This is a genomic window from Geodermatophilus sp. URMC 60 (assembly GCF_053502585.1).
Map to the genome: position 1 here is coordinate 2570148 of NZ_CP199958.1, position 22963 is coordinate 2593110.

19 protein-coding genes and 1 pseudogene are annotated in these 22963 nt (G+C 74.4%); 12 read left to right on the forward strand and 8 right to left on the reverse strand.

Annotation, left to right across the window (positions count from 1 at the left end):
• Window positions 1-28: 28 nt before the first annotated feature.
• Entirely contained in the window at window positions 29-607 is a 579-nt protein-coding gene (locus tag ACWIX3_RS12340; protein ID WP_448612357.1) for an MBL fold metallo-hydrolase, read from the reverse strand.
• A 247-nt stretch (window positions 608-854) separates the two neighbouring features.
• Between ACWIX3_RS12340 and ACWIX3_RS12345 the strand changes: the two genes are divergently transcribed.
• On the forward strand, window positions 855-2288 hold the full coding sequence (locus ACWIX3_RS12345) for an aldehyde dehydrogenase family protein (protein WP_448612358.1): 1434 nt from the start codon (window positions 855-857) through the stop codon (window positions 2286-2288).
• 199 nt (window positions 2289-2487) lie between these two features.
• Here the strand turns inward: ACWIX3_RS12345 and ACWIX3_RS12350 are convergent, their stop codons facing one another.
• Window positions 2488-3933 (reverse strand): gamma-aminobutyraldehyde dehydrogenase, encoded by a 1446-nt coding sequence (locus ACWIX3_RS12350; protein WP_448612359.1) that lies wholly within the window; start codon window positions 3931-3933, stop codon window positions 2488-2490.
• A 112-nt stretch (window positions 3934-4045) separates the two neighbouring features.
• Window positions 4046-5554 carry a PucR family transcriptional regulator ligand-binding domain-containing protein gene (locus tag ACWIX3_RS12355; RefSeq protein ID WP_448612360.1) on the reverse strand — a complete coding sequence of 503 codons (1509 nt, stop codon included), beginning with the start codon at window positions 5552-5554 and terminating at the stop codon, window positions 4046-4048.
• 139 nt (window positions 5555-5693) lie between these two features.
• Here ACWIX3_RS12355 and gabT point away from each other — a divergent pair, with 139 nt between their 5' ends.
• The 3 genes and pseudogenes from gabT to ACWIX3_RS12370 all read left to right on the forward strand — a co-directional run bounded on the left by gabT (window position 5694) and on the right by ACWIX3_RS12370 (window position 8558).
• Window positions 5694-7049 carry a 4-aminobutyrate--2-oxoglutarate transaminase gene (gabT, locus tag ACWIX3_RS12360; RefSeq protein ID WP_448612361.1) on the forward strand — a complete coding sequence of 452 codons (1356 nt, stop codon included), beginning with the start codon at window positions 5694-5696 and terminating at the stop codon, window positions 7047-7049.
• Window positions 7050-7194: 145 nt separating this feature from the next.
• A pseudogene (locus ACWIX3_RS12365) lies at window positions 7195-7470 on the forward strand (hypothetical protein); the annotation flags it as partial.
• A gap of 203 nt (window positions 7471-7673) precedes the next feature.
• A complete protein-coding gene (locus tag ACWIX3_RS12370; protein WP_448612362.1) occupies window positions 7674-8558 on the forward strand; it encodes a hypothetical protein in 885 nt (294 codons plus the stop codon).
• Window positions 8559-8682: 124 nt separating this feature from the next.
• On the opposite strand, the gene ACWIX3_RS12375 is transcribed toward ACWIX3_RS12370, so the two are convergent.
• The gene (locus ACWIX3_RS12375) at window positions 8683-9891 is read right to left on the reverse strand and encodes a saccharopine dehydrogenase family protein (protein ID WP_448612363.1); all 1209 of its coding nucleotides are present in this window, start codon (window positions 9889-9891) and stop codon (window positions 8683-8685) included.
• 108 nt (window positions 9892-9999) lie between these two features.
• Between ACWIX3_RS12375 and ACWIX3_RS12380 the strand changes: the two genes are divergently transcribed.
• Window positions 10000-11508 carry an APC family permease gene (locus ACWIX3_RS12380; protein ID WP_448612364.1) on the forward strand — a complete coding sequence of 503 codons (1509 nt, stop codon included), beginning with the start codon at window positions 10000-10002 and terminating at the stop codon, window positions 11506-11508.
• A complete protein-coding gene (locus ACWIX3_RS12385) occupies window positions 11505-11927 on the forward strand; it encodes a universal stress protein (RefSeq protein ID WP_448612365.1) in 423 nt (140 codons plus the stop codon). The genes ACWIX3_RS12380 and ACWIX3_RS12385 overlap by 4 nt, the downstream gene beginning before the upstream one ends.
• Window positions 11928-12332: 405 nt before the next feature.
• Here the strand turns inward: ACWIX3_RS12385 and ACWIX3_RS12390 are convergent, their stop codons facing one another.
• Window positions 12333-13046, reverse strand: coding sequence for a dihydrofolate reductase family protein (locus ACWIX3_RS12390; RefSeq protein WP_448612366.1), 714 nt, complete (start codon window positions 13044-13046; stop codon window positions 12333-12335).
• Between the two features lie 370 nt (window positions 13047-13416).
• Between ACWIX3_RS12390 and ACWIX3_RS12395 the strand changes: the two genes are divergently transcribed.
• On the forward strand, window positions 13417-13914 hold the full coding sequence (locus tag ACWIX3_RS12395; RefSeq protein ID WP_448612367.1) for an Lrp/AsnC family transcriptional regulator: 498 nt from the start codon (window positions 13417-13419) through the stop codon (window positions 13912-13914).
• Window positions 13915-13917: 3 nt separating this feature from the next.
• Here the strand turns inward: ACWIX3_RS12395 and speB are convergent, their stop codons facing one another.
• Window positions 13918-14874 carry an agmatinase gene (gene speB, locus ACWIX3_RS12400; RefSeq protein WP_448612368.1) on the reverse strand — a complete coding sequence of 319 codons (957 nt, stop codon included), beginning with the start codon at window positions 14872-14874 and terminating at the stop codon, window positions 13918-13920.
• Window positions 14875-15002: 128 nt separating this feature from the next.
• Between speB and ACWIX3_RS12405 the strand changes: the two genes are divergently transcribed.
• The 4 genes from ACWIX3_RS12405 (at window position 15003) to ACWIX3_RS12420 (ending at window position 19704) form a co-directional block, all read left to right on the forward strand.
• A complete protein-coding gene (locus tag ACWIX3_RS12405) occupies window positions 15003-15608 on the forward strand; it encodes a helix-turn-helix domain-containing protein (RefSeq protein ID WP_448612369.1) in 606 nt (201 codons plus the stop codon).
• A gap of 132 nt (window positions 15609-15740) precedes the next feature.
• Entirely contained in the window at window positions 15741-17207 is a 1467-nt protein-coding gene (locus ACWIX3_RS12410) for an amino acid permease (RefSeq protein WP_448612370.1), read from the forward strand.
• A gap of 2 nt (window positions 17208-17209) precedes the next feature.
• Window positions 17210-18007 (forward strand): carbon-nitrogen hydrolase family protein, encoded by a 798-nt coding sequence (locus tag ACWIX3_RS12415; RefSeq protein WP_448612371.1) that lies wholly within the window; start codon window positions 17210-17212, stop codon window positions 18005-18007.
• Entirely contained in the window at window positions 18004-19704 is a 1701-nt protein-coding gene (locus tag ACWIX3_RS12420) for a flavin monoamine oxidase family protein (RefSeq protein WP_448612372.1), read from the forward strand. Before ACWIX3_RS12415 ends, ACWIX3_RS12420 begins: the two co-directional genes overlap by 4 nt.
• Before the next feature lie 477 nt (window positions 19705-20181).
• On the opposite strand, the gene ACWIX3_RS12425 is transcribed toward ACWIX3_RS12420, so the two are convergent.
• The gene (locus ACWIX3_RS12425) at window positions 20182-21177 is read right to left on the reverse strand and encodes an endonuclease/exonuclease/phosphatase family protein (RefSeq protein ID WP_448612373.1); all 996 of its coding nucleotides are present in this window, start codon (window positions 21175-21177) and stop codon (window positions 20182-20184) included.
• A 294-nt stretch (window positions 21178-21471) separates the two neighbouring features.
• Here ACWIX3_RS12425 and ACWIX3_RS12430 point away from each other — a divergent pair, with 294 nt between their 5' ends.
• On the forward strand, window positions 21472-22371 hold the full coding sequence (locus tag ACWIX3_RS12430; RefSeq protein ID WP_448612374.1) for a DMT family transporter: 900 nt from the start codon (window positions 21472-21474) through the stop codon (window positions 22369-22371).
• A 41-nt stretch (window positions 22372-22412) separates the two neighbouring features.
• Here the strand turns inward: ACWIX3_RS12430 and ACWIX3_RS12435 are convergent, their stop codons facing one another.
• Window positions 22413-22934 (reverse strand): hypothetical protein, encoded by a 522-nt coding sequence (locus ACWIX3_RS12435; protein ID WP_448612375.1) that lies wholly within the window; start codon window positions 22932-22934, stop codon window positions 22413-22415.
• Window positions 22935-22963: the final 29 nt, after the last annotated feature.

The following is a 22963-nucleotide window of genomic DNA, read 5'->3' on the forward strand; positions in this document are numbered from 1 at the left end:
CGTGCCACGGTCTCCCGCGGCGGGCGGTTCAGCGCGGGGTGGCCTCTCCGGGACGGAAGGGCGCGCCGTGGCCGGGGACGACGAGCGTGGCGAGCTCGAGCACCCGCTCCCGCTGGCGCCGCAACTCGTCGCGGTCGGGGGAGTAGGGGTCGTCGGCCGGGCCCTCGCCGGTCCACCACAGGTGGGTGAGCGCGACGACGTCGTCGGCCGTGCCCACCAGCGTCGTGACGTCCTGCGGGGTGTGCCCGGGGGTGGCCAGCAGCCGGACCGACGGCGTGAGCTCGACCCCGTCGGCGGGCCGCCGGGTGAACACGTCTCCCTCGATGACCGACTGGAAGTCGTGCACCGGCACCACCGGGAACAGCGCCACGTTCAGCGTGTGGTCGAGGTGGTGGTGGCTGAGCACGACGTCGGTGACGTCCTCGGGCGCGACGCCGAGCTCCCGCAGCGGCCGCAGGATCAACTCCCGGTCGGCCACCATGCCGGGGTCGACGAGCACCACCCGCCCGGCATCGCGCACCAGGCTCACCGTCCCCGCCACGTGCGGGAGGCGGGCGTAGCCCTCGACCAGGACGTCGACGCGGGCGGTGCGGGAGAGGTCGGCCACCCGCGGACCGTAACCCGGGGTCAGCCCGCCAGCGACCGGCGCAGCGCCCGACCGCGCTCGTCCCGGCGTCGGCCGTGGCTGTTCCGGACGACGTCCCTGCGAGTCCCCGCGGCTCACGGCGGAGAGGCGGCCGGCGTGCCAGGTCGGTGCGCCCGAACCCCTCCGGGTGGACGGACCGGCACTGGCCCGGGAGCCGCAGGATCTCGCAGATTCGGCGTCGACACCGCCCACGTCCCGAGGAGGACGCATGACCACCCCCTACTGGGTCGCCGGGGAGCCCCGGACCGGCTCCGACGTCGTCGAGGTGCGCTCGCCGTTCGACGGTGCCGAGGCCGGCCGGACGACGAACGCCACCGCCGAGGACGTCGAGGCCGCGGTGTCGGCCGCTTCCCGCGCGCGCGCCGCCTGCGCCGCGCTGCCCGCCCACGCGCGGGCGGCCGCTCTCGACCACGTGTCCCGCCGGCTGGCCGAGCGCAGCGAGGAGGTCGCCGCGCTGATCACGGCGGAGTCCGGCAAGCCGCTCAAGTGGGCCCGCCTGGAGGTCGCCCGCGCCGTGTCGACCTTCCGCTGGGGCGCGGAGGAGGCGCGGCGCTGGTCGGGCAGCCTGCAGCGGCTGGACACCGACCCGGCCGCCACCGGGCGGATGGCGCTGGTGCGGCGCGTGCCGCGCGGCCCGGTGCTGGGCATCGCGCCGTTCAACTTCCCGCTCAACCTGGTCGCCCACAAGGTGGCGCCCGCGATCGCGGCCGGGGCGCCGATCGTCGTCAAGCCCGCGCCCGCGACGCCGCTGACCGCGCTGCTGCTCGGTGAGGTCCTCGCCGGGACCGACCTGCCGGCCGGCGCCTGGTCGGTGCTGCCGGTGCCCAACGAGGTCGCAGCAGATCTGGTGCAGGACCCCCGGCTGCCGGTCGTCTCCTTCACCGGGTCGGTGCCGGTCGGCTGGTCGATCCGCGAGTCGGCGCCGCGCAAGCACGTCACCCTCGAGCTCGGCGGCAACGCGGCGGCCGTCGTCGCGCCCGACCAGGACGACGCGGCGCTGGACTGGGCGGCCTCCCGGATCGCGACCTTCGCGATGTACCAGGCCGGGCAGTCCTGCATCTCGGTGCAGCGGGTGTTCGCCCACCGCGCGGTCGCCGACGCGCTGACCGCCCGCGTGGTGGAGGCGGTGGAGAAGCTGGTGACCGGGGTCCCGACCGACCCGGCGACCGACGTCGGGCCGCTCATCGACGAGCAGGCCGCCCGGCGGGTGGAGAGCTGGGTCGCCGACGCGGTGGCCGCGGGCGCCCGCGTGCTCACCGGCGGCACCCGCGACGGGGCCACCTACGCGCCCACCGTCCTCGCCGACGTCCCGGCCGACGCGAAGGTGTCCCGCGAGGAGGTGTTCGGGCCGGTCGTCGTCCTGGACACCGTGGACTCCGTCGACGAGGCCTTCGCGCGGGTCAACGAGAGCCGCTTCGGCCTGCAGGCCGGCGTCTTCACCCGCGACCTGCAGGTGGCCTTCCGCGCGGCCTCCGTGCTCGACGTCGGGGGAGTGGTGGTCGGCGACGTCCCGAGCTTCCGCGCCGACCAGATGCCCTACGGCGGCGTGAAGGACTCCGGCACTGGTCGCGAGGGCGTGCACGCGGCGATGGAGGACCTCACCGAGGAACGCGTCCTCGTGCTCACCGGCATCGACGTCTGAGCACGCCGTCGTCCTACCGGGCGACACCGCGGCCAGGGGCAGTTGATCATGGGGTCGTCGCAGGATCGGGCGGTGTGCCAGCGCGTGTCGCCGGCAACGACCCCATGATCAACTCGCCGGGGTGCTGGGGGCGTCGAGGTGGACGCCGGGAGCGGCGCAGCCCCGGTGGGGACTCCCACCGGGGCCGCGCCGTGCCGGCTCAGCTGTCGAGGTTGGCCATGACGTGCTTGACGCGGGTGTAGTCCTCGAACCCGTACATCGACAGGTCCTTGCCGTAGCCGGAGTGCTTGAACCCGCCGTGCGGCATCTCGGCGACCAGCGGGATGTGCGTGTTGATCCAGACGCAGCCGAAGTCCAGTGCCCGGCTCATCCGCATGGCCCGGCCGAAGTCCCGCGTCCAGACGCTGGAGGCCAGCCCGTACTCCACCCCGTTCGCCCAGGCGAGGGCCTGCTCCTCGTCGGAGAACCGCTGCACGGTGATGACCGGGCCGAAGACCTCCCTCTGCACCAGTTCGTCGTCCTGCCGCAGCCCCGCCACGACGGTCGGCTCGACGAAGAAGCCGCGGTCGCCCAGCCGGCGGCCACCGGCGGTGATCTCGGCGTGGTCGGGCGCGCGGTCGAGGAAGCCGGTGACGTGCGCGAGCTGGTTGGCGTTGTTCACCGGCGGCACGAGCGCGTCCTCGTCCCCGGCGCCGCCCTGGTACGTCGTCCGGGTGTTCCTCGCCTGCTCGGTCAGCGCCGCGACGAAGTCGTCGTGGATGCCCGGACCGGCCAGCACGCGGGTGGCGGCGGTGCAGTCCTGCCCGGCGTTGAAGTAGCCGGCCACCGCGATCGCCTCGGCGGCGGCCTCGAGGTCGGCGTCGTCGAAGACGACGACCGGCGCCTTGCCGCCCAGCTCCAGGTGGACCCGCTTGACGTCGCGCGCGGCCGACTCGGCCACCGCCATGCCCGCGCGCACCGACCCGGTGATCGAGACCATCTGCGGCGTCCTGTGCTCCACCAGCGCCCGGCCGGTGTCCCGGTCGCCGCAGACGACGTTGAGGACACCCGGCGGGAGGAACTCCGCGGCGAGCTCGGCCATCCGCAGCGTCGTCGCCGGGGTGGTGTCGCTGGGCTTGAGGACGACGGTGTTGCCGGCCGCGATCGCGGGCGCGAACTTCCAGACCGCCATCATCATCGGGTAGTTCCACGGCGTGACCTGCCCGATCACCCCGATGGGCTCGCGCCGGATCCAGGACGTGTGCCCGGCCAGGTACTCCGCGGCCGCCCTGCCCTCGAGGTTGCGGGCGGCTCCGGCGAAGAACCGGATCTGGTCGACCATCGGCGGGATCTCCTCGCTCGCGGTCAGCCCGAGCGGCTTGCCGGTGTTGCGGCTCTCCAGCGCCACCAGCTCCTCGGCGTGCGCCTCGATGGCGTCGGCGATGCGCAACAGCGCCAGGGAGCGCTCCGCGGGGGTGGCGTCCCGCCAGCCCGGGAAGGCGCCGGCCGCCGCGGTGTAGGCGCGGTCGACGTCCTCGGCCGCCGACACCGGGGCCGAGGCGAACACCTGGCCGCTGGCCGGGTCCACCAGGTCCATCCGGCGGCCGTCGGTGGCGTCGACGTGCTCCCCGCCGACGAAGTTGCGCAGCTCGAGCTTCTCGCTCACCGGGGGTCCTCTCATCGGGTGTCTCGGCGTTCCCGAGACCGCTGATCCGGCGGCAATGGTCACCGGGGACGGTCGATCTGTCCAGCCTCGGAGCCGGACGACGACGGATTCCTCAGGACGAGGGCGGGTGCAGTGCCAACCAGAGCTCGGCCCGGGCACCGGGGGAGTCCAGGTCGCGGCCCAGCAGCTCGCCGGCCCGCCGGATCCGCTTGCGCAGCGTGTGACGGTGGACCCCCAGGCGCGCCGCGGCCGGCTCCCACTGCCCGTGGGCGGCCAGCCAGATCCGCAGCGACTCGACCAGGTCGCCGGGGCCGGCCCGGTCGGCGGCGACGAGCGGCGCGAGCGCGGCCTCGGCGAAGGCGGCGGTGGCCTCGCGGTCGAGCAGGGCGGACAGGCCCCGGCCGCCGAGGTCGGCGAAGGCGGTGACCGGCGCTCCGGCGACCCGGCCGTGCCCGGCCGCCTGCCGGGCCTGGCGCACTCCGTCGGCGAGCCGGTCCCACGTCACCGGTGGCGCGGTCCCGAGGACGGCGCCGGGCACCCGCTCGGGCAGGACGGCCAGCCGCCCGGCCAGCGGACCGTCGGCCGACACCAGGACGACGAGGGCGTCGTCGAGCTCGGCCGACAGCAGCGGCTCGCCGACGTGGGCGGCCTCGTCGGCGGCCACGTCCACGGCGGCGGCCCGCTGCTCGGCCGTTCCCAGCACGGCCAGCGCCAGCACCGGTTCGGCCGGCAGCCGCTCGCCCAGCGCGGCCACGACCGGCCCGGCCGCGGCGACCTGCCCGGCGAGCAGCAGCTGCAGGATCGCCGCCCGCAGCGCCGCGGTGCCGCTGTCGAGCGCGCGGGACTGCTCCAGCCGCAGGGTGAGCAGCAGCGCGGCGGCGTTGACCACGTGCCGGTCGCCCGCGGGGAACGGCCCCGGCCGCCCGACGGCGAGGAAGCCGCGGACCCGCGCGCCGGTGCCCAGCGACTGCAGCAGCACCGTCTCGCCGGGCTGGGTGAGCGCCGCGCCGGCCGGGGGCCGCGCCGTCCGCAGCCGGTCGACCGCCGCCGCCAGGCTGCCGGCACGTCCCCGTGCGGAGGGCGGCGCGGCCTCCAGTGGCGTCCCGGCGGCGTCGACGAGCAGCGCCCAGCCACCGAGGTGCCGGGCCAGCCGGTCGACGACCGCGCCCGGGGCGCCGGGGGCGACCGCGGCGCGGGTCAGCTCCCGCTGCACCGTCGACGTCCGGGTGACCGCCGCGTACTCCTCGGCGGCCAGCGCGCTGGAGACCGCCCGCGAGAGGGCGATGAACGGCGTCTGCCGGGGCACCTCCAGCACGGCGACCCCGTGCTCGTCGGCCGCGGCCACCAGCTCGGCGGGCACCTCCGCGTGGCTGAGGCCGGTGCCCAGGCCGAGGCCGACCACGCCGGCCGCGGCCAGCCGGCGGACGTACTCGCCGGTCGTCTCCGGGGCCAGTGCCAGGCCGGTGGTCAGCAGCAGCTCGCCGCCCTCGAGGAACGGCGTGGGGTCGGCGAGCTCGCTGACGTGCACCCAGGAGACGGCACGGTCGACCGGCGCGCTGCGGGTGTGCACCTCGAGCCCGAGCGACGCGGTGCCGAGCAGGGTCGCGACGGTGACCGGCACGGGCTGACCTCTCGACGAACTGGACACCCGGACGCCCCGGGAGTGCCGGTCCGGAAGGTACCGGCGGAGACGGGCGCCACGGACCCTGGGCACGAGGACCTCCCCCGTCGGGGGAGGCCGGCCCCACGAGGAGACAGTGATGACCGACGTGCTCACCGGCCCCCACTCCGTCGCCCAGGAGCGGCGCCTGGTCACCGAGCTGCCCGGCCCCCGCTCGCGCGAGCTGGCCGCCCGCCGGGCCGCCGCGGTCACCTCCGCCGTGGGCAGCGTGCTGCCGGTCTACGTCGAGCGCGCCGCGGGCGGTGTGGTGGTCGACGTCGACGGCAACTCCTTCATCGACCTGGGCTCGGGCATCGCCGTCACCAACATCGGCCACGCGGCGCCCGAGGTCGTGGCCGCCGTCCAGGCGCAGGTCGCCGCCTTCACCCACACCTGCTTCATGATCGGGCCCTACGAGGGCTACGTCGCCGTCGCCGAGGAGCTCGACCGGCTCACCCCCGGCGACCACGAGAAGCGCACGGCGCTGTTCAACTCCGGCGCCGAGGCCGTGGAGAACGCGGTCAAGGTGGCCCGGGTGGCCACCGGCCGCTCGGCCGTCGTCGTCTTCGACCACGCCTACCACGGCCGCACCAATCTCACGATGGCCCTGACGGCGAAGAACATGCCGTACAAGCACGGTTTCGGGCCGTTCGCCGGCGAGGTCTACCGGGTGCCGATGTCCTACCCCTACCGCGACGAGCCGGGGATGACCGGCGAGCAGGCCGCCGCGCGGGCGTTCGACCTGATCGAGACGCAGATCGGCGCCGCCAACGTGGCCGCGGTGCTCATCGAGCCGATCCAGGGCGAGGGCGGCTTCGTCGTCCCGGCGCCGGGCTTCCTGCCGGCCCTGGCCGACTGGTGCCGCCGCTCGGGCGCGGTATTCATCGCCGACGAGGTGCAGACCGGCTTCTGCCGCACCGGCGCGTGGTTCGCCTCGGAGCACGAGGGCGTCGTCCCCGACCTGGTCACCACCGCCAAGGGCATCGCCGGCGGCATGCCGCTGGCCGGGGTCACCGGCCGCGCCGAGCTGATGGACGCCGTCCACACCGGCGGCCTGGGCGGCACCTACGGCGGCAACCCGGTGTCGTGTGCCGCCGCGCTGGCCAGCATCCGCACGATGCGGGAGCTGGACCTCAACGCCGCCGCGCGCGGTATCGAGGCCACCATGCTGCCGCGGCTGCGCGCGCTGCAGCAGCGCACCGACGTGGTCGGCGACGTCCGCGGCCGCGGCGCCATGCTCGCCGTCGAGCTCGTCGAGCCGGGCACGGACGTCCCCGACCCGGCGCTGACCAACGCCATCTCCAAGGCCTGCCACGCCGAGGGCGTCATCACCCTGACCGCGGGCACGCACAGCAACGTGCTGCGCTTCCTGCCCCCGCTGGTCATCGGGCAGGACCTGCTCACCGAGGCGCTCGACGTCCTCGACGCCGTCTTCGACGCGCACGCCGGGAAGTGAGCGCCCCGGCAGCCGGTGCCCGTCGGCTGACCCTGCGTCCCGAGGGCCCCGCCCGGAGCGACCGGGTGGGCGGCCTGGTCACCTGGCCGGCCGCCCGGCCGCTGCTGGCCGACGTGGTGCCGGTCTTCGACCGGCTGGGGTACGGGTGGCCGACGCCGCTGCCGTCCCCGGGGACGACGGCGCGCCGGCCACCCGGCTGGAGCTGCTCCTGCCGCCGGGCACGGCGCCGGCGACGGCCCTGCCCCGCCTGGAGCAGGCCCTGGCCGCGGCCTGGGCCGGGGAGACCGAGCTCGACGGGCTCTCCCGCCTGACCGTCGGCGCCAGCCTGCCGGTCCGCGACGTCGCCGTCCTCCGCGCTGCCTGCCGCTACCTCGCCCAGGTCGGGCTGGGGCTCTCCCGCGGCTACGTGGAGGAGACGGTGCTCGCGGCGCCGGAGTTCGCCCGCGCGCTGCTGGAGCACTTCGCCGCCCGGCACGACCCGGACGCCGCCGACCCCACGGCCGCCGCCTCGGCGGCCGACCACCTCGCCGAGCTGCTCACCCGGACGACGAGCCTGGACCAGGACCGCAGCACAGCTCGCCGGCGGGGACCCGGACGCGGGGGCGCCCCGGCCGGCGCTGGGCGGTGCGCGAGCGCTGGCCCGACCGGGTGGCCGGTCACCCGCTGGCCCGGGAGATCACGGCCACCCAGCTGGCCAACGACCTGGTCAACCGGGTGGGCCCGGGCTTCCTGCTGCGCCTGGAGGAGCGCCACGGCGTCCCCACGCCGGTGGCGGTCCGTGCCTACACGGTGGCCACCCGGGTGCTCGACCTCGACCCGCTGTGGGCGCTGGTGGACGGCCTCGTCGGTGAGGGGGTGCCGCTGGCGGTGGAGCGGCTGGCGCTGCCCGAGCTGCAGGCGGCCACCGAGCGCGCGGCCGACCGGCTGCTGGCGGTGCACCGCGACCCCGCGGCGCTCACCGCGGCGGCGCCCGCCCTCGCCGCCGTCCTGACCGAGCTCGACCCGGCCACGTGGCTGGCCGGGCCCGGTGCTGCGGGTGACCGTGCCCGCGCGCTGCAGGTCGAGCTGACCGCCGCGGGCGCGGGTCCGGAGCCGGCCGCACGGGTGGCCGTCCTCGCGTGCCAGGCCGACCTCGTCGACCTGGCCGGCGTCGCCCGGACCGCGGGGGTCGCCGTCGGCCGGGTGGTCGAGGCCGACGCCGCCGTCGAGGGGCTGCTGGCGCTGCCGCGGGTGCACGCCTGGACCGCCGAGCAGGCCGGCACCTCGCACTGGGTCGTCGCCGCCCGCGCGGCCCTGCGGGACGAGGTCGACCAGCTGCGGTGGGCCCTCGTGGCGGCGCTGCTGCGCGACGCCGACGGTGACGCGGAGGTCTTCGCGGGCCGGCACGCGGCCGCGCTGGCCCGCTTCACCGCGGTTCGGGAGCAGGCGGCGTCCGCCCGCGACGACGTCCTGGGCCGGGCGTGCGTGGTGGTGGCGGAGCTGCGCCGGCTGGTCCGCACGGTCGGCTGAGCAGGATGGCCGGCCGGAAGTGGCCCCCGTGCCGGGCGGCCCGTCCAGGCACCGCCCCGGGCCTGCGAGGGGTGGGGGGACGGGATCCTCCTACTGCGAGCGGCGGGGGCGAGGGGGTCCTTCCTCAGCCGCCCTCGCGCATCCCCCAGGGGGAGCCGTAGGCGGTCAGCAGGTCGAGGAACGGCACGGCGTCGAAGGCCTCCGGACCCAGAACCCCGCTGCCCCGCCACTGTCCGGTCGCCAGGAGCTCCAGGGCCACCACGGGGTTGACCGCGGTCTGCCAGACCACCGCCTGGGACCCGTACTCGGCCATCGACCAGGCGTTGTCGACGACGTGGTAGAGGTACACCTGGCGCGGCCGGCCGTCGGTCCCCGTGCCGCTCACCCGGAGACCCGCGCACGTCCTCCCGGTCATCAGCTCGCCGAGCGAGGCCGGGTCGGGCAGTGCCGCGGCGACCAGGTCCCGCGGCGCGACCTCGACGTCGCCCACACGGACCGGCGTGGTGGAGTCCAGCCCCGTCTCGTGCAGCACCCGGAGCACCTGGACGACGTGCGAGCCGAGGCCGTACTTGAAGGTCACCCGCCGGGCGTCGACCCAGCGCGGCATGAGGAGCACCTCCTCGTGCTCCACGTTGACGCACTCGACCGGGCCGATGCCCTCGGGGAAGTCGAAGACCTCCGGCTCGCTGAACGGCTCGGTGGTGTACCAGCCCCGGTCCCGCTCCCACACGACCGGCGGGTTGAGGCACTCCTCGATCGTCGTCCAGACGTTGAAGGACGGCGCGAAGTCGTGGCCCCGCACGGTCAGGTCGGACCCGTCCCGGACACCGAGCTCGTCGATCGCGGAGAACAGGTGGTCGGCGGCGTAGCGGGCGAACACGTCGGAGAGGCCCGGTTCCACGCCGATGCCGACCAGGGCCAGCCGGCCGGCCGCCTCCCACTCGGGGGCCAGCGCGAACTGCTCGTCGCCGAGCTTGACCCCGGTCTCCTCGTACGGGCGCTCCGGGTGCGGACGCGACAGGGACATCGCCATGTCCAGGTAGTCGACGCCGGCTGCCAGCGACGCCCGGAACAGCGGCATCACGAACCGCGGATCGGTCGCGTTGAGCAGCACGTCGCAGCCGTGCTCGGCGAGCAGCGCCCGGACGCCGGCCTCGTCGGAGGCGTCGACGCGAGCGGCGACGAACCGGGGGTCGCCCGTCGCGGCGACGGCCTTCTCCGCGCGGGCGGGGTCGAAGTCGGCGACGACGAGTCGCTCCAGGAAGCCCCGGCGCGTCGCGATCGCCGTCACCGCGCTGCCGACACCGCCGGCGCCGACCAGCAGGATGCGCATGTCCACCTCCAGAGGTGCCGGACACCCTAGCGACGAGTTCCGCAGTTGAGGCCGGTCCGCGAACGCCGAACCCTTGTCGGACGGTGGTTCTGCTGCGATAACCGTCGGATGCAGACGGACCCTCCGGACTCCGCCGTCCGCCCGGGCGAGGAGACCACGCTCCGCCCGGGCGCCATCGGGTTCCTCGACGCCCTCGTGATCGGTCTGGCCTCGACCTCGCCGGCCTACTCACTGGCGGCGATCATCGGCGCACTGGTGGCGCTCACCGGGGTCAACGCCCCCGGCGTGCTGCTGGCCTCGTTCGTGCCGATGCTGCTCATCGCGTCGGCCTTCGCCGCGCTCAACCGGGTCGACCCCGACTGCGGGACGACGTTCTCCTGGGTCACCCGGGCGATGGGGCCGTGGGCCGGCTGGATCGGCGGCTGGGCCATCACGATGACCGGCGTCCTCATCATCGGGTCGCTGGCCAACGTCGGCGTCGTCTTCACGCTGCGCACGCTCGACCTCGACTCGCTGGCCGAGAACACCGCCGTCGTGCTCGTGCTGACCGTCGGGCTCGTCCTGCTCATGACGTGGATCTGCGTGCTCGGCACCGAGCTGTCGGCCCGGCTGCAGAACGCGCTGATCCTCGCCCAGACCGTGGCCCTGCTGGTGTTCGCCGCGGTCGCCATCTACCGGGGAGTGACCGGCGACAGCCCACTCGGCGGGCTGGATCCCGCCTGGAGCTGGCTCGACCCCTTCGGCGCCGGCGGCGCGGCGCTCACCGGCGGCCTGCTGCTCGGCGTCTTCGCGTACTGGGGGTGGGAGTCGGCGGTGAACCTCACCGAGGAGACCCGCGACTCCACCTCGACGTCCGGCCGCGCCGCGATCGCCTCGACCGTCGTCCTGCTGGTCACCTACGTCGCCGTCGCGATCGCCGTCCTGGCCTTCGCCGGCACCGACTACCTGGCCGACAACGCCGACGAGGAGGAGGCGATCTTCGCCCTGCTGTCCACCGAGGTGATGGGCGGCTGGGACTGGGTGGTCCTCCTGTCCGTGGCCACGGCGGCGATCGCGTCGACCCAGACGACGATCCTCCCGGCGTCGCGGACGGGCTTGTCGATGGCCCGGCGGCACGCGCTGCCACGCCGGTTCGGGCACATCTCGCCGCGCCACCGCACCCCCGACGTCTCCACCTGGTGGGTCGGCGTCATCGCCAGCGTCTGGTTCGTCGCGGTGAGCCTGCTCAGCGAGAACGCGCTGTTCGACTCGATCACCGCGCTGTCGCTGCTCATCGCCTTCTACTACGCGTTGACCGGCATCGCCTGCGCCGTGTACCACCGGCGGCAGCTGACCCGCAGCGTGTCGGCGTTCCTGCTCATCGGGGTCGGGCCGCTGATCGGGGCCGGGTTGCTCACCTGGCTGCTGGCGTTGTCGATCCGCGACCTCGCCGACCCGGAGAACTCCTACACCGGGCAGGCGTGGCTGGGCGTGGGCCCGCCGCTGGTGATCGGCGTCGGGATCTTCGTCGTCGGACTGGTGCTGATGGTCGTCTGGCGGGCGAAGGACAGCCGGTTCTGGCAGGAGCGACCCGGGGTCGCCGGCGACCGCGTCCACGTCGACGAGGACCTGCGGTGAGCATCGTCCTGGGCTACGACGAGTCGCCGGGGTCCCGGCCGGCCCTGGCCATGGCGATCTCGCTGGCCACCCGGTTCGACGAGCCCCTCGTCCTCGTGTACGGCGTCGAACCGCCCGGTGGGCTGGGTGAGGAGTTCCAGGCGCACCAGCGGGCGCTCACCGAGATGGGCCGCACGGCGGTGTCGCACGCGGTCGCGGAGGCGGAGGGGGCCGGCGTCCGCACGGTCGTCGAGGTGCTGCCCCAGAAGCCGGCCCAGGCGCTGATCGACGCGGCGCACCGGCACGACGGCCGGGTCATCGTCGTCGGCACCCGGGGTGAGAGCCCACTGCGCGGTGCCGTCCTCGGCTCGGTGTCGCACAAGCTGCTGCACCTGTCCGACCGCCCGGTGCTCTGCGTGCCGGCGGGGGAGGACACCTAGGGACACGCCTCCCTGGTCGACCGTCGACGGCGGGCTGCCGGACACACCAGCGGGGGTGACACGCCTCCCTGATCAGGGGACGGCGGTCCTGAGCGGCCCGCTGCGTGCGGCCTTCGCCGCCTGCGCTCGGCATCGGAGGTCGCGGTGTCCCGACGGGACCGGGGACGGCATCCCGCGGACCACCGTTGCTCCTCGCTGCGCACCCGCGTCGCCGCGCTCGCACGAGCGGCGTGGGCACCCGACGCTGGGGCAGGAGCCGGCCGACCACGGGACCACGCCAGCCGAGGCGGATCTGCCGGCTCGACCGCCGGGCGCGGCTGCACCGATCGCGATGCGGTCGGCATCGTGGCCTCGTGGATCCACGTGGACGGGCGCCGTGGCACCGAGCCGCTGCCGTTTCCCTCGTCACGGACTCCACGAGATCCCTCCACCGCCGACTGGTGGAGGATCGGCTGACCGCCGTGTCCCGCACGACGGACGAGTCCTGGGAGGACCTGTCGGTCGGTCGGCCCGGCCTCGACCGGCGGCACCGATCGAGGGCTGTGGGATGGGGTCGGCTGCAGGGACCGCGTAGCGCGCTCGGAGCGAGCCGCCGGGCCAGGTCTCGCTGTCCCGCAGCGTCAGGCGCACGGTGGGCCCGGCCGGATCGAGCAACGGCGTGCCTGCGCCGAGCAGCACCGGTGCGACGAACAGTTCGAGGTCGTCCACCAGCTCGGCGCGCAGCAGAGCGCGCATCACGGTGATGCTGCCCCAGACGATCGTGGTCCCGGTCGCGCCGGCCGTCCGGCGCGACCGGATGTGCCCGACGGCGTCGGGAACGATCCGTGCCGGTGGGTGCTCACCCCACGGCGCGGCGCCGAGCGTGGTCGACGCGACGGTCTTGGGCAGCGCGTTGACGAGTGGGGCGAGCGCTTCGCCCTCGGCCGTGGGCCAGTACTGGACGAACTCCTCGTAGGTGCGTCTGCCGAGCAGCACCTCGTCGACGGAGTCGAGCAGCGCCGTGTTGTGCCGGTCGGAAGCGGAGAAGTCGGTGACGGCGTCGAAGATGTCGGTCTCGCCGTTCCGGCCGGCGACCATACCGTCGACGGAGACCCACTGCTGGACCAGAACGCGGTGCATGCGACCTCGCTCAGCACGTTCCGCGGCCGGTCCGCGGACCCACTGCGGAGACCGTCCGAGGCCCGGGCACTCATCGCTCCCGTGGCGACGCATCGTCCTGCGTGCAGTCGGTGGCGCAGCGGGGTCCTCCCCTCGTCGTCGAACACCCGCTGGGCGGAGCGCAGGCAGAGGTCGGCGCCGACGGGCTGACCGGGCGCTGCGACATCCCGCTCGGTGGCGGTCGTGGCTGCGGATCCCGTCGTCGAGAGCGGCCCGGGATGCCAGAATCGAAGGGTTGGGCCAGCCCGACGGGCCACGTCGTCAGCGGCGGCGCCTGGCTACGATCCGGGGACCCGGGTCCGCCGGGACCACGTGCGGGGGAGGGGCTGGCATGAGCATCCGTCGGCGGTTCGTGCTGGACGACGTCTCACGGGCGATCATCGAGCAGCTGCAAGAGGACGGCCGCCGTCCCTATGCGCGCATCGCCGCGGCGGTGGGGCTGTCGGAGGCCGCCGTCCGGCAGCGGGTGCAGCGGCTGCTCGACGCCGGGGTCATGCAGATCGTCGGGGTCACCGACCCGCTGCAGGTCGGCTTCTCGAGGCAGGCGATGGTCGGCGTGCGCACCAGCGGCGACGCCCGCGCGGCCGCCGACCGCATCGCCGCCTTCGGCGAGGTGGACTACGTCGTCATCACCGCCGGGTCGGTCGACCTGCTGGTCGAGGTCGTCTGCGAGGACGACGACCAGCTGCTCGACGTGGTCGCCCGCATCCGCGCGGTGGAGGGTGTGGAGTCCACCGAGACGCACCTCTACCTGGGGCTGGCGAAGCAGACCTACGCCTGGGGCACCCGCGGGCCGCAGAGCCACGCATCGCCCGACGCCGGGCTCTGAACCTCAGGCGCCGGCGCGGTCGAGCGACAGGACCGACAGCAGCTCGTAGCCCACGTGGGCCGCGGCGATGCCGGTGAGCTCGGCGTGGTCGTAGGGCGGGGACACCTCGACGATGTCGGCGCCGACGACGTCCAGCCCGACCAGTCCGCGCAGCGTGTTGAGCAGCTCGCGACTGGTGAGCCCGCCGGCCTCCGGCGTGCCGGTGCCCGGTGCGTGCGCGGGGTCGAGAACGTCGATGTCGACCGACACGTAGACCGGGCCGCCGGCGAGCCGGCCGCGCATCCGCTCCACGATGCTGCGCACGCCGTCGACCTCGTAGTCGTCGGAGCGGATCACCTGGAAGCCGAGCACGGCGTCGTCCTCGAGGTCCTGCTTGCTGTACAGCGGGCCGCGGATGCCCATGTGCAGCGAGCGCTCCAGGTCGACCAGCCCCTCCTCGCTGGCGCGGCGGAACGGCGTGCCGTGCGTGTACGGGGCGCCGAAGTAGGTGTCCCACGTGTCGAGGTGGGCGTCGAAGTGCAGGACGGCGACCGGTCCGTGGTCGCGGGCCAGCGAGCGCAGGATCGGCAGCGCGATGGTGTGGTCGCCGCCGATGGTGAGCAGCTGGGCGCCGTCGGCCCTCAGCGCGGTCACCTCCCGGTCGATCGTCTCGATCGCCTCGCCCAGGTCGAACGGGTTGACGCCGATGTCGCCGGCGTCGGCCACCTGCTGCGTGCCGAACGGGGTGGCGTCGAGCGCCGGGTTGTAGGGCCGCAGCAGCTTCGAGGCCGCCCGCACGTGCCCGGGGCCGAACCGGGCGCCGGGCCGGTAGCTGACGCCGGAGTCGAAGGGCACCCCGAGGACGGCGACGTCGGCGCGGGAGACCTCGTCGATCCGCGGCAGGCGGGCGAAGGTGGCCGGGCCGCCGTAGCGGGGCACCCGGGTGGCGTCGACGGGGCCGATCGGGGTCTGCTCCTGCACGGGCTCTCCAAGGGCTCGGGGCGGGGTCGCGTCCCCCGTCCGGGTCGGCCGCCACTGTCAACTCGTGTTTCCCACTTGTCAACTCCCGGCGTCGGCTGACTAGTGTCCCTGGGGACCGGGGAGGTGGCATGACGGCGGTTCCGGACGGCACGGCGCGTGCGGACGGTGTGCCGCGCATCGGCGGACGGCTCAAGGCCGTCCGGCTGGCCCGCCGGCTCACGCTCACCGACGTGGCCGAGGCCAGCGGGCTGACCAAGGGCTTCCTCAGCAAGCTCGAGCGCGACCAGGCGACCGCCTCGGTGGCCGCCCTGGTCCGGGTGTGCGCCGCGCTGGGCATCTCGCCGGGGAGCCTGTTCGAGGCCGCGCCGGGCGGGGAGGCCGTCCGCGCCGGCAGCTACCCGCCGATCGCGTTCGGCGGCCGGGGGCTGACCGAGTACCTGCTCACCCCCTCCGGCGAGCGGCGGCTGCAGGCGATCCTCTCCGAGGTCGCACCCGGTGGCGGGAGCGGTGCGGGGACGTACGCCCTGCCCGCCGAGGTGGAGTTCGTCTTCGTCCTGGAGGGCGAGCTCGAGGTGACCGTGGCCGGCGAGGTGACCGTGCTGGGGCCCGGCGACGCGTTCACCTTCTCGCCGGGCACCGAGCACGGCTTCCGCTCGCTGCGCGCCGACGGGACCACCCGCGTGCTGTGGGTGTTCGCCCCGGCACTCCCCGACGGGCGGATGGCGCCGGCGTAGTCCGGCCAGGAAACTGTGGTTGACATATGGGCAACCACTGATGATGCTCCCTGCGACCCACGCCACAGGTGTCCGTCGGAGGACCCTGGTGGCAGGACGCCGATGCCGGGACACGGCCGCAGAGGAGCGCACGTGGAGACAGTCGAGGGCGGAACGGGCGGCGCGGCTCCGGCCCGCAGCCAGCTGTTCCGGCTCAAGCCGGTCGACGTCATCGTCGCCCAGCACCAGGAGGCGGGCGGGCACGGGCTGCGCCGGTCCATGGGCCTGCTGCAGCTCACCGCGCTGAGCATCGGTGCCACCCTCGGCACCGGCATCTTCGTCATCCTCGGCGAGGCCGTGCCGCTGGCCGGTCCCGCCGTCGTCCTCGGCTTCGTGCTGGCCGCGGTGACCGCGCTGTTCTCGGCGCTGTCCTACGCCGAGCTGGCCGGCAGCATCCCCGTCTCCGGGTCCTCGTACTCCTACACCTACGCCACGATGGGCGAGCTCGTCGCCTGGGTGTGCGGCTGGTGCCTGATGCTCGAGTACGGGGTCTCGGTGGCCGCCGTCGCGGTCGGCTGGGGGGCCTACATCGACGACCTCGCCTCGGGCACGGTCGGGGCCGTGCTGCCCGAGGCGCTGTCCGCGCCGCCCGGTGACGGCGGGGTGTTCAACGTCCCCGCCCTGGTCGTCGTCCTGCTCGCCATGGTGCTGCTGCTGCGCGGCACGACCGAGAGCGCGCGGGTCAACACCGCGATGGTCGTGCTCAAGGTCGGCGTCCTGCTGTTCTTCTGCGTGGTCGCCTTCACCGCCTTCCGCGCCGGCAACCTCGCCCCGTTCCTGCCCATGGGCATCGCCGGGGTGACCGCCGCGGCCTCCCAGGCCTTCTTCTCCTACATCGGCTTCGACGCCGCCTCGACCGCCGGCGACGAGGCGCGCGACGCCCGCCGCGACCTCCCGCGCGCGATCATGCTGTCGCTGCTCGTGGTCACCGTCGTCTACGTCCTGGTGGCGCTGGCCGCCGTCGGCGCGGTGCCGTGGCCGCAGATCAGCGGCTCGGAGGCCGCGCTCGCCGACGTGCTGAGCATCGCGACCGGGCAGACGTGGACCGCCGTGCTGCTCTCCCTGGGTGCGGTCATCGCGATCGCCAGCGTGGTGCTCACCGTCCTCTACGGGCAGACCCGCATCCTCTACGCGATGTCCCGCGACGGCCTGGTGCCGCCGGTGTTCGGCCGGGTCAGCGCCCGCCGGCGGATCCCGGTGGCCAACACGGTCATCGTCAGCGTCGTGATCGCGCTGTTGGCCGGCCTGGTCCCGCTCGGTGAGCTGGCCAACGCCACGAGCATCGGCACGCTGTTCGCCTTCGCGCTGGTCAACGTCGGCGTCGTGCTGCTGCGTCGCACCCGGCCCGACCTGCCGCGCAGCTTCCGCACGCCGCTCTACCCGCTGACCCCGGTGCTGGGCGTGCTGTTCTGCGTCCTGCTCATGTTCGGCCTGGGTTCGGCGACCTGGCTGGTGTTCCTCGCCTGGATGCTGGTCGGGCTGGCCGTCTACTTCGGCTACGGGTACCGCCACTCGGCCCTGCGGACGGGTGCGGACGCCCCGACCGCGCCGGGGGCCTGACCGTGCGGATCGCACTGCTGCAGGGGCCGGCCAGCACGCCGGACCCGGAGGCCGGCCTGGCTGCCGTGGCCTCCGCCGCCCGCCGCGCGGCGGAGGCCGGCGCCCGGCTGCTGGTGACGCCGGAGATGTCGCTGACCGGCTACGCCATCGGCGCCGAGCGGGTCGCCGAGCTGGCCGAACCGGTCCCCGGGCCGCTGACCGACCGGGTGGCGGCCATCGCCGCCGAGTCCGGGCTCGCCATCGCGGTCGGGCTGCCGGTGCGCACCCCGGCCGGGGTGGCCAACTCCGTCGTCGTCGTGGACGCCGACGGTGCCCTGCTCGCCCGCTACGCCAAGACGCACCTCTACGGCGACGTCGACCGCGACGCCTTCGTGCCCGGCGACGTCGGGGTCGTCCAGTTCCGGCTCGACGACCTCACCGTCGGGTTGCTGGTCTGCTACGACGTCGAGTTCCCCGAGGCGGTGCGCGCGCACGCCCTCGCCGGGACCGAGCTGCTCGTGGTCCCCACCGGGCTGATGGACCCCTACGGCCACGTCGGCACGGTGCTCGTGCCGGCCCGCGCCTACGAGAGCCAGGTGTTCGTCGCCTACACCAACCGCACCGGTGCCGAGGGGGAGTTCGTCTACTGCGGCGCCAGCTGCGTCATCGCCCCCGACGGCACCGAGCTGGTGCGGGCCGGCCGGGGCGAGGAACTGCTCGTGACCGACGTCGACCCCGCCGTCCTCACCGCCTCCCGCCGGGTGAACACCCACCTGGCCGACCGCCGTCCCGAGCTCTATCCCACGGAGAAGCCCGCATGACCTCTGCCATCCCCGTCGCCGCGCACGAGCCGGGCGAGGAGAGGCCGATCCGGCCGCTGACCATGTTCGGCCCGGACTTCCCCTTCGCCTACGACGACTGGCTGGCCCACCCGGCCGGGCTCGGCGAGGTGCCCGAGGCCGAGCACGGCACCGAGGTCGCCGTCATCGGCGGCGGTCTGTCGGGCATCGTCACCGCCCACGAGCTGATGAAGCTCGGCCTCAGGCCGGTCGTCTACGAGGCCCACGAGATCGGCGGGCGGCTGCGCTCGCTCGGCTTCGAGGGCCACCCCGGCGTGGTCGCCGAGATGGGCGCGATGCGCTTCCCGCCCTCGTCGACCGCCTTGTTCTCCTACGTGCACCGCCTGGGCCTGTCGACGACGCGCTTCCCGAACCCGCTCGACGTCGCCACGCCCAGCACCGTGGTCGACCTCAAGGGGGAGACGCACTACGCCCGCACCCTCGACGACCTGCCGCCGCTCTACCGCGAGGTCGCCGACGCCTGGCACGAGACGCTGGTCCGCAGTGCCCGCCTGGGGGAGATGCAGCAGGCGATCCGCGACCGCGACGTCAAGACCATCAAGGCCATCTGGGACGAGCTGGTCGAGCAGCTCGACGACACGACCTTCTACGGGTTCCTCGCCGCCTCGCCGGCGTTCCGCTCCTTCCGGCACCGCGAGGTCTTCGGGCAGGTCGGCTTCGGCACCGGCGGCTGGGACACCGACTACCCCAACTCGATGCTCGAGATCCTGCGGGTGGTCTTCACCGCCGCAGACGACGACCACCTGTCCATCGTCGGCGGCTGCCAGCAGCTGCCGGTCGGGCTGTGGCGCGAGGAGGTCGAGGCGCCGGTGCACTGGCCGGCCGGCACCAGCCTGGCCTCGCTGCACCCCGGCGGGCGGCCGCTGCCCGGGGTCACCCGGCTGCACCGGACCGCGCCCAACTGCCTGACGGTCACCGACCAGGCCGGCGGGATCCGCACCTACAAGGCGGCGGTGTTCACCGCGCAGAGCTGGAACCTGCTCTCCCGCATCGTCTGCGACGAGGAGCTGTTCCCGATCGACCACTGGACGGCGATCGAGCGCACCCACTACATGGGCTCGACCAAGCTGTTCTGCCTGGTGGACCGGCCGTTCTGGAAGGACGTCGACCCGCAGACCGGCCGGCACCGGATGAGCATGACCCTGACCGACCGGATGACCCGCGGCACCTACCTGCTCGACCAGGGGGAGGGGAAGCCGGGCTTGATCTGCCTGAGCTACACGTGGGCCGACGACTCGCTGAAGTGGCTGCCGCTGTCGGCGACCGAGCGCATGGAGGTCATGCTCGCCTCGCTGCGCGAGATCTACCCCGACGTGGACCTGCGCCGGCACGTCATCGCCTCGCCGGTGACGGTGTCGTGGGAGTCCGAGCGCGACTACATGGGCGCGTTCAAGGCCAACCTGCCCGGCCACTACCGCTACCAGCGGCGGCTGTTCACCCACTTCGTGCAGGACGAGCTGCCCGAGCGGTACCGGGGCCTGTTCCTCGCCGGCGACGACATCTCCTGGACCGCCGGCTGGGCCGAGGGCGCGGTGCAGACGGCGCTCAACGCGGTGTGGGGCGTCGTCCACCACCTCGGCGGGCGCACCCACCCGGACAACCCCGGCCCCGGCGACCTGTTCGACGAGCTGGCACCGGTGCGGCTGCCCGAGGACTGAGGGGTCCTCAGGCCCACGGTCGCGCTCCCCGTGCTGGTCGGCTCGTGGGCGTGGCGACGAGCCGACCAGCGGCCCGGCTCCGGTCAGAAAGGTGGCCGGGCGGTGTCGCCGGGCTGGTCGGTCCGGCCCGCGAGCGCGTCCAGCGCAGCGTGATGGTCAGGTGGGTGGTGACCGCGGGCCGGCCGGTGTCCCAGGGCCGGCGGATGAGGTCGGCGAGCACCGCAGCGCGCCGATGGGGCGGGGGTCGCCGTCGGTCTCGAGCATCGCCGCCAGCCGGTCGACGTGTTCCAGCACTCGGCCGCCACCGGCGTGGGCAGCTCGGTGGCCAGGGTGGAGACATTCCCGCCAGAGGGGAGGGGTAGGTGCGCACGTCGGCCTGCCGAGGCGCGTCCTGACGGCGGGCGTCGACGGCGTCGGCGTCGGCGCCTCGTGACTCGTCGCCGGGAGCGGGGACGGGTGCCATGGTGGCGGCTGAGGTCACCGTAGGCGGATCTCGGCGACCAGCTGTGCGTGATCCGAGACGATCCGGTCGCGGCGGTCGTCGCTGAGCTGGCTGTCGAACAGGTGGTCGTTGAAGTACCGAAGGTCCACCACTTCCGCGATCCGTTGCGGATTGCGCTCGTAGAACTCCTGGCTCACGAGGATGTGGTCGAGGTTCTCGTAGCGCCCGTTGAAGATGTGCGTGTAGCTCACGTCACGTCCGGTCCGGCGAACGGTGAGTTCATAGGCCGAGTACAGGAGTCGGTCCCAGTAGGCCTGCCTGTCCTCGGGGTCCCTCGGCCAGAACCTCGAGGGTGAGTCACCCATGATGATGTCCGTGGTGACCGCGCGGGCGGCGTCGTTGAGATCCCCGAGCACGATCACGGGTTGCGCGTTGCCGATGGTCTCCTGCAGCACGAGGAAGCGCAGGGCCGCCGCTTCGGCGGCGCGGCGGATGAGCGCCCGCGCCTTGCCGAGTGCCTCCTCGCGCGGATCGTGCTCCGGTGCCTGCGGGTCACGGATCGGCCGCTTGGACTTCAGGTGGGCGACGAAGACCGTCGAGGTCGCGCCCTGTTCCGGGTCGAGGACCACGCGGGTGCGCAGGATCGGGCGACTGAACGTCCCGACCGGCAGGGCGAGACCTCCCGCTTCCGCCCCCATCCCGGCCGGGAAGTCGGTGATGGTCGTGACCGGCTCGTCGATGGGCAGCCCACTGGCCAGGCCCAGCCGTGGACCACTGGCCCCGTCGGCGCCCGGTGCCACGACGGTGCCGTCGGGGAACTGACCCGACCGGTCGCAGACATCACGCAGGGCTTCCTCGTGGAAGACCTCCTGGAAGCCGACCAGGTGCGCCTTCATGCGGGTCAACTGCCCGGCGATCCACGTCGCCTTCTGGTCGTACTCGGCGGCCGAGTACGGCTCCTCGTCGGGGTAGTAGCGCTCGCCTCGCCGGGCCAGGTTGAGGACGTTGAACGTGCCGACCTTGACGGCCATGTCCCGGCCACCCCCATCCTGTCTCGCCGACATCCTGGGCCGGAGCGTGTCACCGCCACGTCACCGAGCGGACCGCCACGGACACGGCCGTCCACGTACCGCTTCGCCGAGGCGCCTCGTGCGAGTGCACGACGGTCCGTCTCCGCGGCTGGACGCAGACTGCGGCGAGGGCGCGTCGCGATCGTCGACGAGCCGCCGATGGGCACCGGAGACCTGTCCGAGGCGTCCCTGGGGCCCGGCTGGCAGGCTGCGTTCCTCGTGACTCCGGGCAACCGGCGTCGTCAGACTGAGCCGATGACGGGGACGACCTCGCGGGTCCAGACGCTGGGTGGGCCGGCGCTGTTCGTCCTGCTGTGGAGCACAGGTTTCGTCGGCGCCAAGTACGGGCTGCCCTACGCCGAGCCCTTCACCTTCCTGAGCCTGCGCCTGGGCGTCGCCGCGGTCCTGCTCGGCGTCCTGGCCGTCGCACTGCGCTCGGCCGGCATGGCTGCCCGCCCGCAGTACGGCCACGCCTCGATCGCCGGGCTGCTGCTGCACGGCGGGTACCTGGGCGGCGTCTTCTACGGCATCTCGCTGGGCGTGCCCGCGGGGGTGTCGGCGGTGGTCGTCAGCCTGCAACCGGTGCTCACCGCCGTCCTCGCCGCCCGGGTGCTCGGCGAGCGGCCCACGGCACTCCAGTGGCTCGGACTGGCGCTCGGCGTCGCGGGCGTCGTACTGGTCGTCGGCCCGGGCATCGCCGACGCCGGCACGGCCGAACCCCTCCCGGTGGCCGGTGTCGTCGCGTGCCTGGTGGCACTGGGCTCGGGGACGCTCGGCACCGTCTACCAGAAGCGGCACGGCGACCGGATCCCGCTGGTCTGGGGGACGGCGGTGCAGTACGCGTCGGCCGCGACCGTGCTGCTGGCGGTCGCGGTGGCGACCGAGGACATGTCGATCCGGTGGACCGACGAGTTCGTCGCCGCCTTCGTCTGGCTGGTGCTCGTCCTGTCGATCGGCGCCGTCCTGCTGCTGCTCCTGCTGCTGCGCCGAGGGACGGCCGCAGGCGTCTCCAGCCTCTACTACCTCGTACCGGTGGCCACCGCCGTCGAGGCGTACCTGCTCTTCGGCGAGCGGGTCAGCGGGCTGTCGTTCGTGGGGATCGGGGTCACCGCTCTGGGCGTCGCGCTGGTGGTGGCTCCACCGGGCAAGCGGTGACACGCGACCACCGGATCAGCGGGTCCACTCCTGGCGGCGTGTCACCCGGGATGCCGCCGGGATGTCCCTGAGGCCGCCTCCGGTGCGAACGCCGCCTGCCGAGGTACCGATCGGGCGGGGCCCCCATCGAGGACGGCGGCAACGGAGGACTGCTGACCAGCACACCGCTGCCGACGCTCAGCCGATCCGGCGCACCGCGCCGTACCCCGCACCGCGCCGTACCCCCGCACCGCCGCGAGCAGCAGCGCGACGACCGCCAGCAGACCCGCGACCGGCCCGGCCCAGGCGGCCAGGCCGGTCGCGGCGTGGTGGGTGGGCACCACGGGCGGGTGGACGGCGAGCATCGCCGTCGTCAGGACGACGTGCGCGCCCCACGCCGCCCGGCCCGGCCGGCGCCACAGGTGCACCGCGCACAGCAGGCAGGCCGCCGACAGGAGAGCGGTGCCGGAGTGCGGCGCAGCGACCAGTCCGAGCGCGTGCACGGCGGCGCAACCTCCCGCGGCCCCCGCCGCGCCGTGCGCGAGGAACCGCGGCAGGGCCGCCACGCCGAGCGGCTGCGTCATGCCGGACCCCCCTGCAGGAGCCCCGGCCC

Bases quoted from the DNA above. Each gene is read 5' to 3' on its own strand.
- ACWIX3_RS12375 (WP_448612363.1), bottom strand. From the start codon at position 9,891: ATGCGCATCCTGCTGGTCGGCGCCGGCGGTGTCGGCAGCGCGGTGACG.
- ACWIX3_RS12405 (WP_448612369.1), top strand. From the start codon at position 15,003: ATGACGGCGGTTCCGGACGGCACGGCGCGTGCGGACGGTGTGCCGCGC.
- ACWIX3_RS12435 (WP_448612375.1), bottom strand. From the start codon at position 22,934: ATGACGCAGCCGCTCGGCGTGGCGGCCCTGCCGCGGTTCCTCGCGCAC.
- ACWIX3_RS12390 (WP_448612366.1), bottom strand. From the start codon at position 13,046: ATGCACCGCGTTCTGGTCCAGCAGTGGGTCTCCGTCGACGGTATGGTC.
- ACWIX3_RS12430 (WP_448612374.1), top strand. From the start codon at position 21,472: ATGACGGGGACGACCTCGCGGGTCCAGACGCTGGGTGGGCCGGCGCTG.
- ACWIX3_RS12380 (WP_448612364.1), top strand. From the start codon at position 10,000: ATGCAGACGGACCCTCCGGACTCCGCCGTCCGCCCGGGCGAGGAGACC.
- gabT (WP_448612361.1), top strand. From the start codon at position 5,694: ATGACCGACGTGCTCACCGGCCCCCACTCCGTCGCCCAGGAGCGGCGC.
- ACWIX3_RS12345 (WP_448612358.1), top strand. From the start codon at position 855: ATGACCACCCCCTACTGGGTCGCCGGGGAGCCCCGGACCGGCTCCGAC.
- ACWIX3_RS12425 (WP_448612373.1), bottom strand. From the start codon at position 21,177: ATGGCCGTCAAGGTCGGCACGTTCAACGTCCTCAACCTGGCCCGGCGA.
- ACWIX3_RS12420 (WP_448612372.1), top strand. From the start codon at position 18,004: ATGACCTCTGCCATCCCCGTCGCCGCGCACGAGCCGGGCGAGGAGAGG.
- ACWIX3_RS12395 (WP_448612367.1), top strand. From the start codon at position 13,417: ATGAGCATCCGTCGGCGGTTCGTGCTGGACGACGTCTCACGGGCGATC.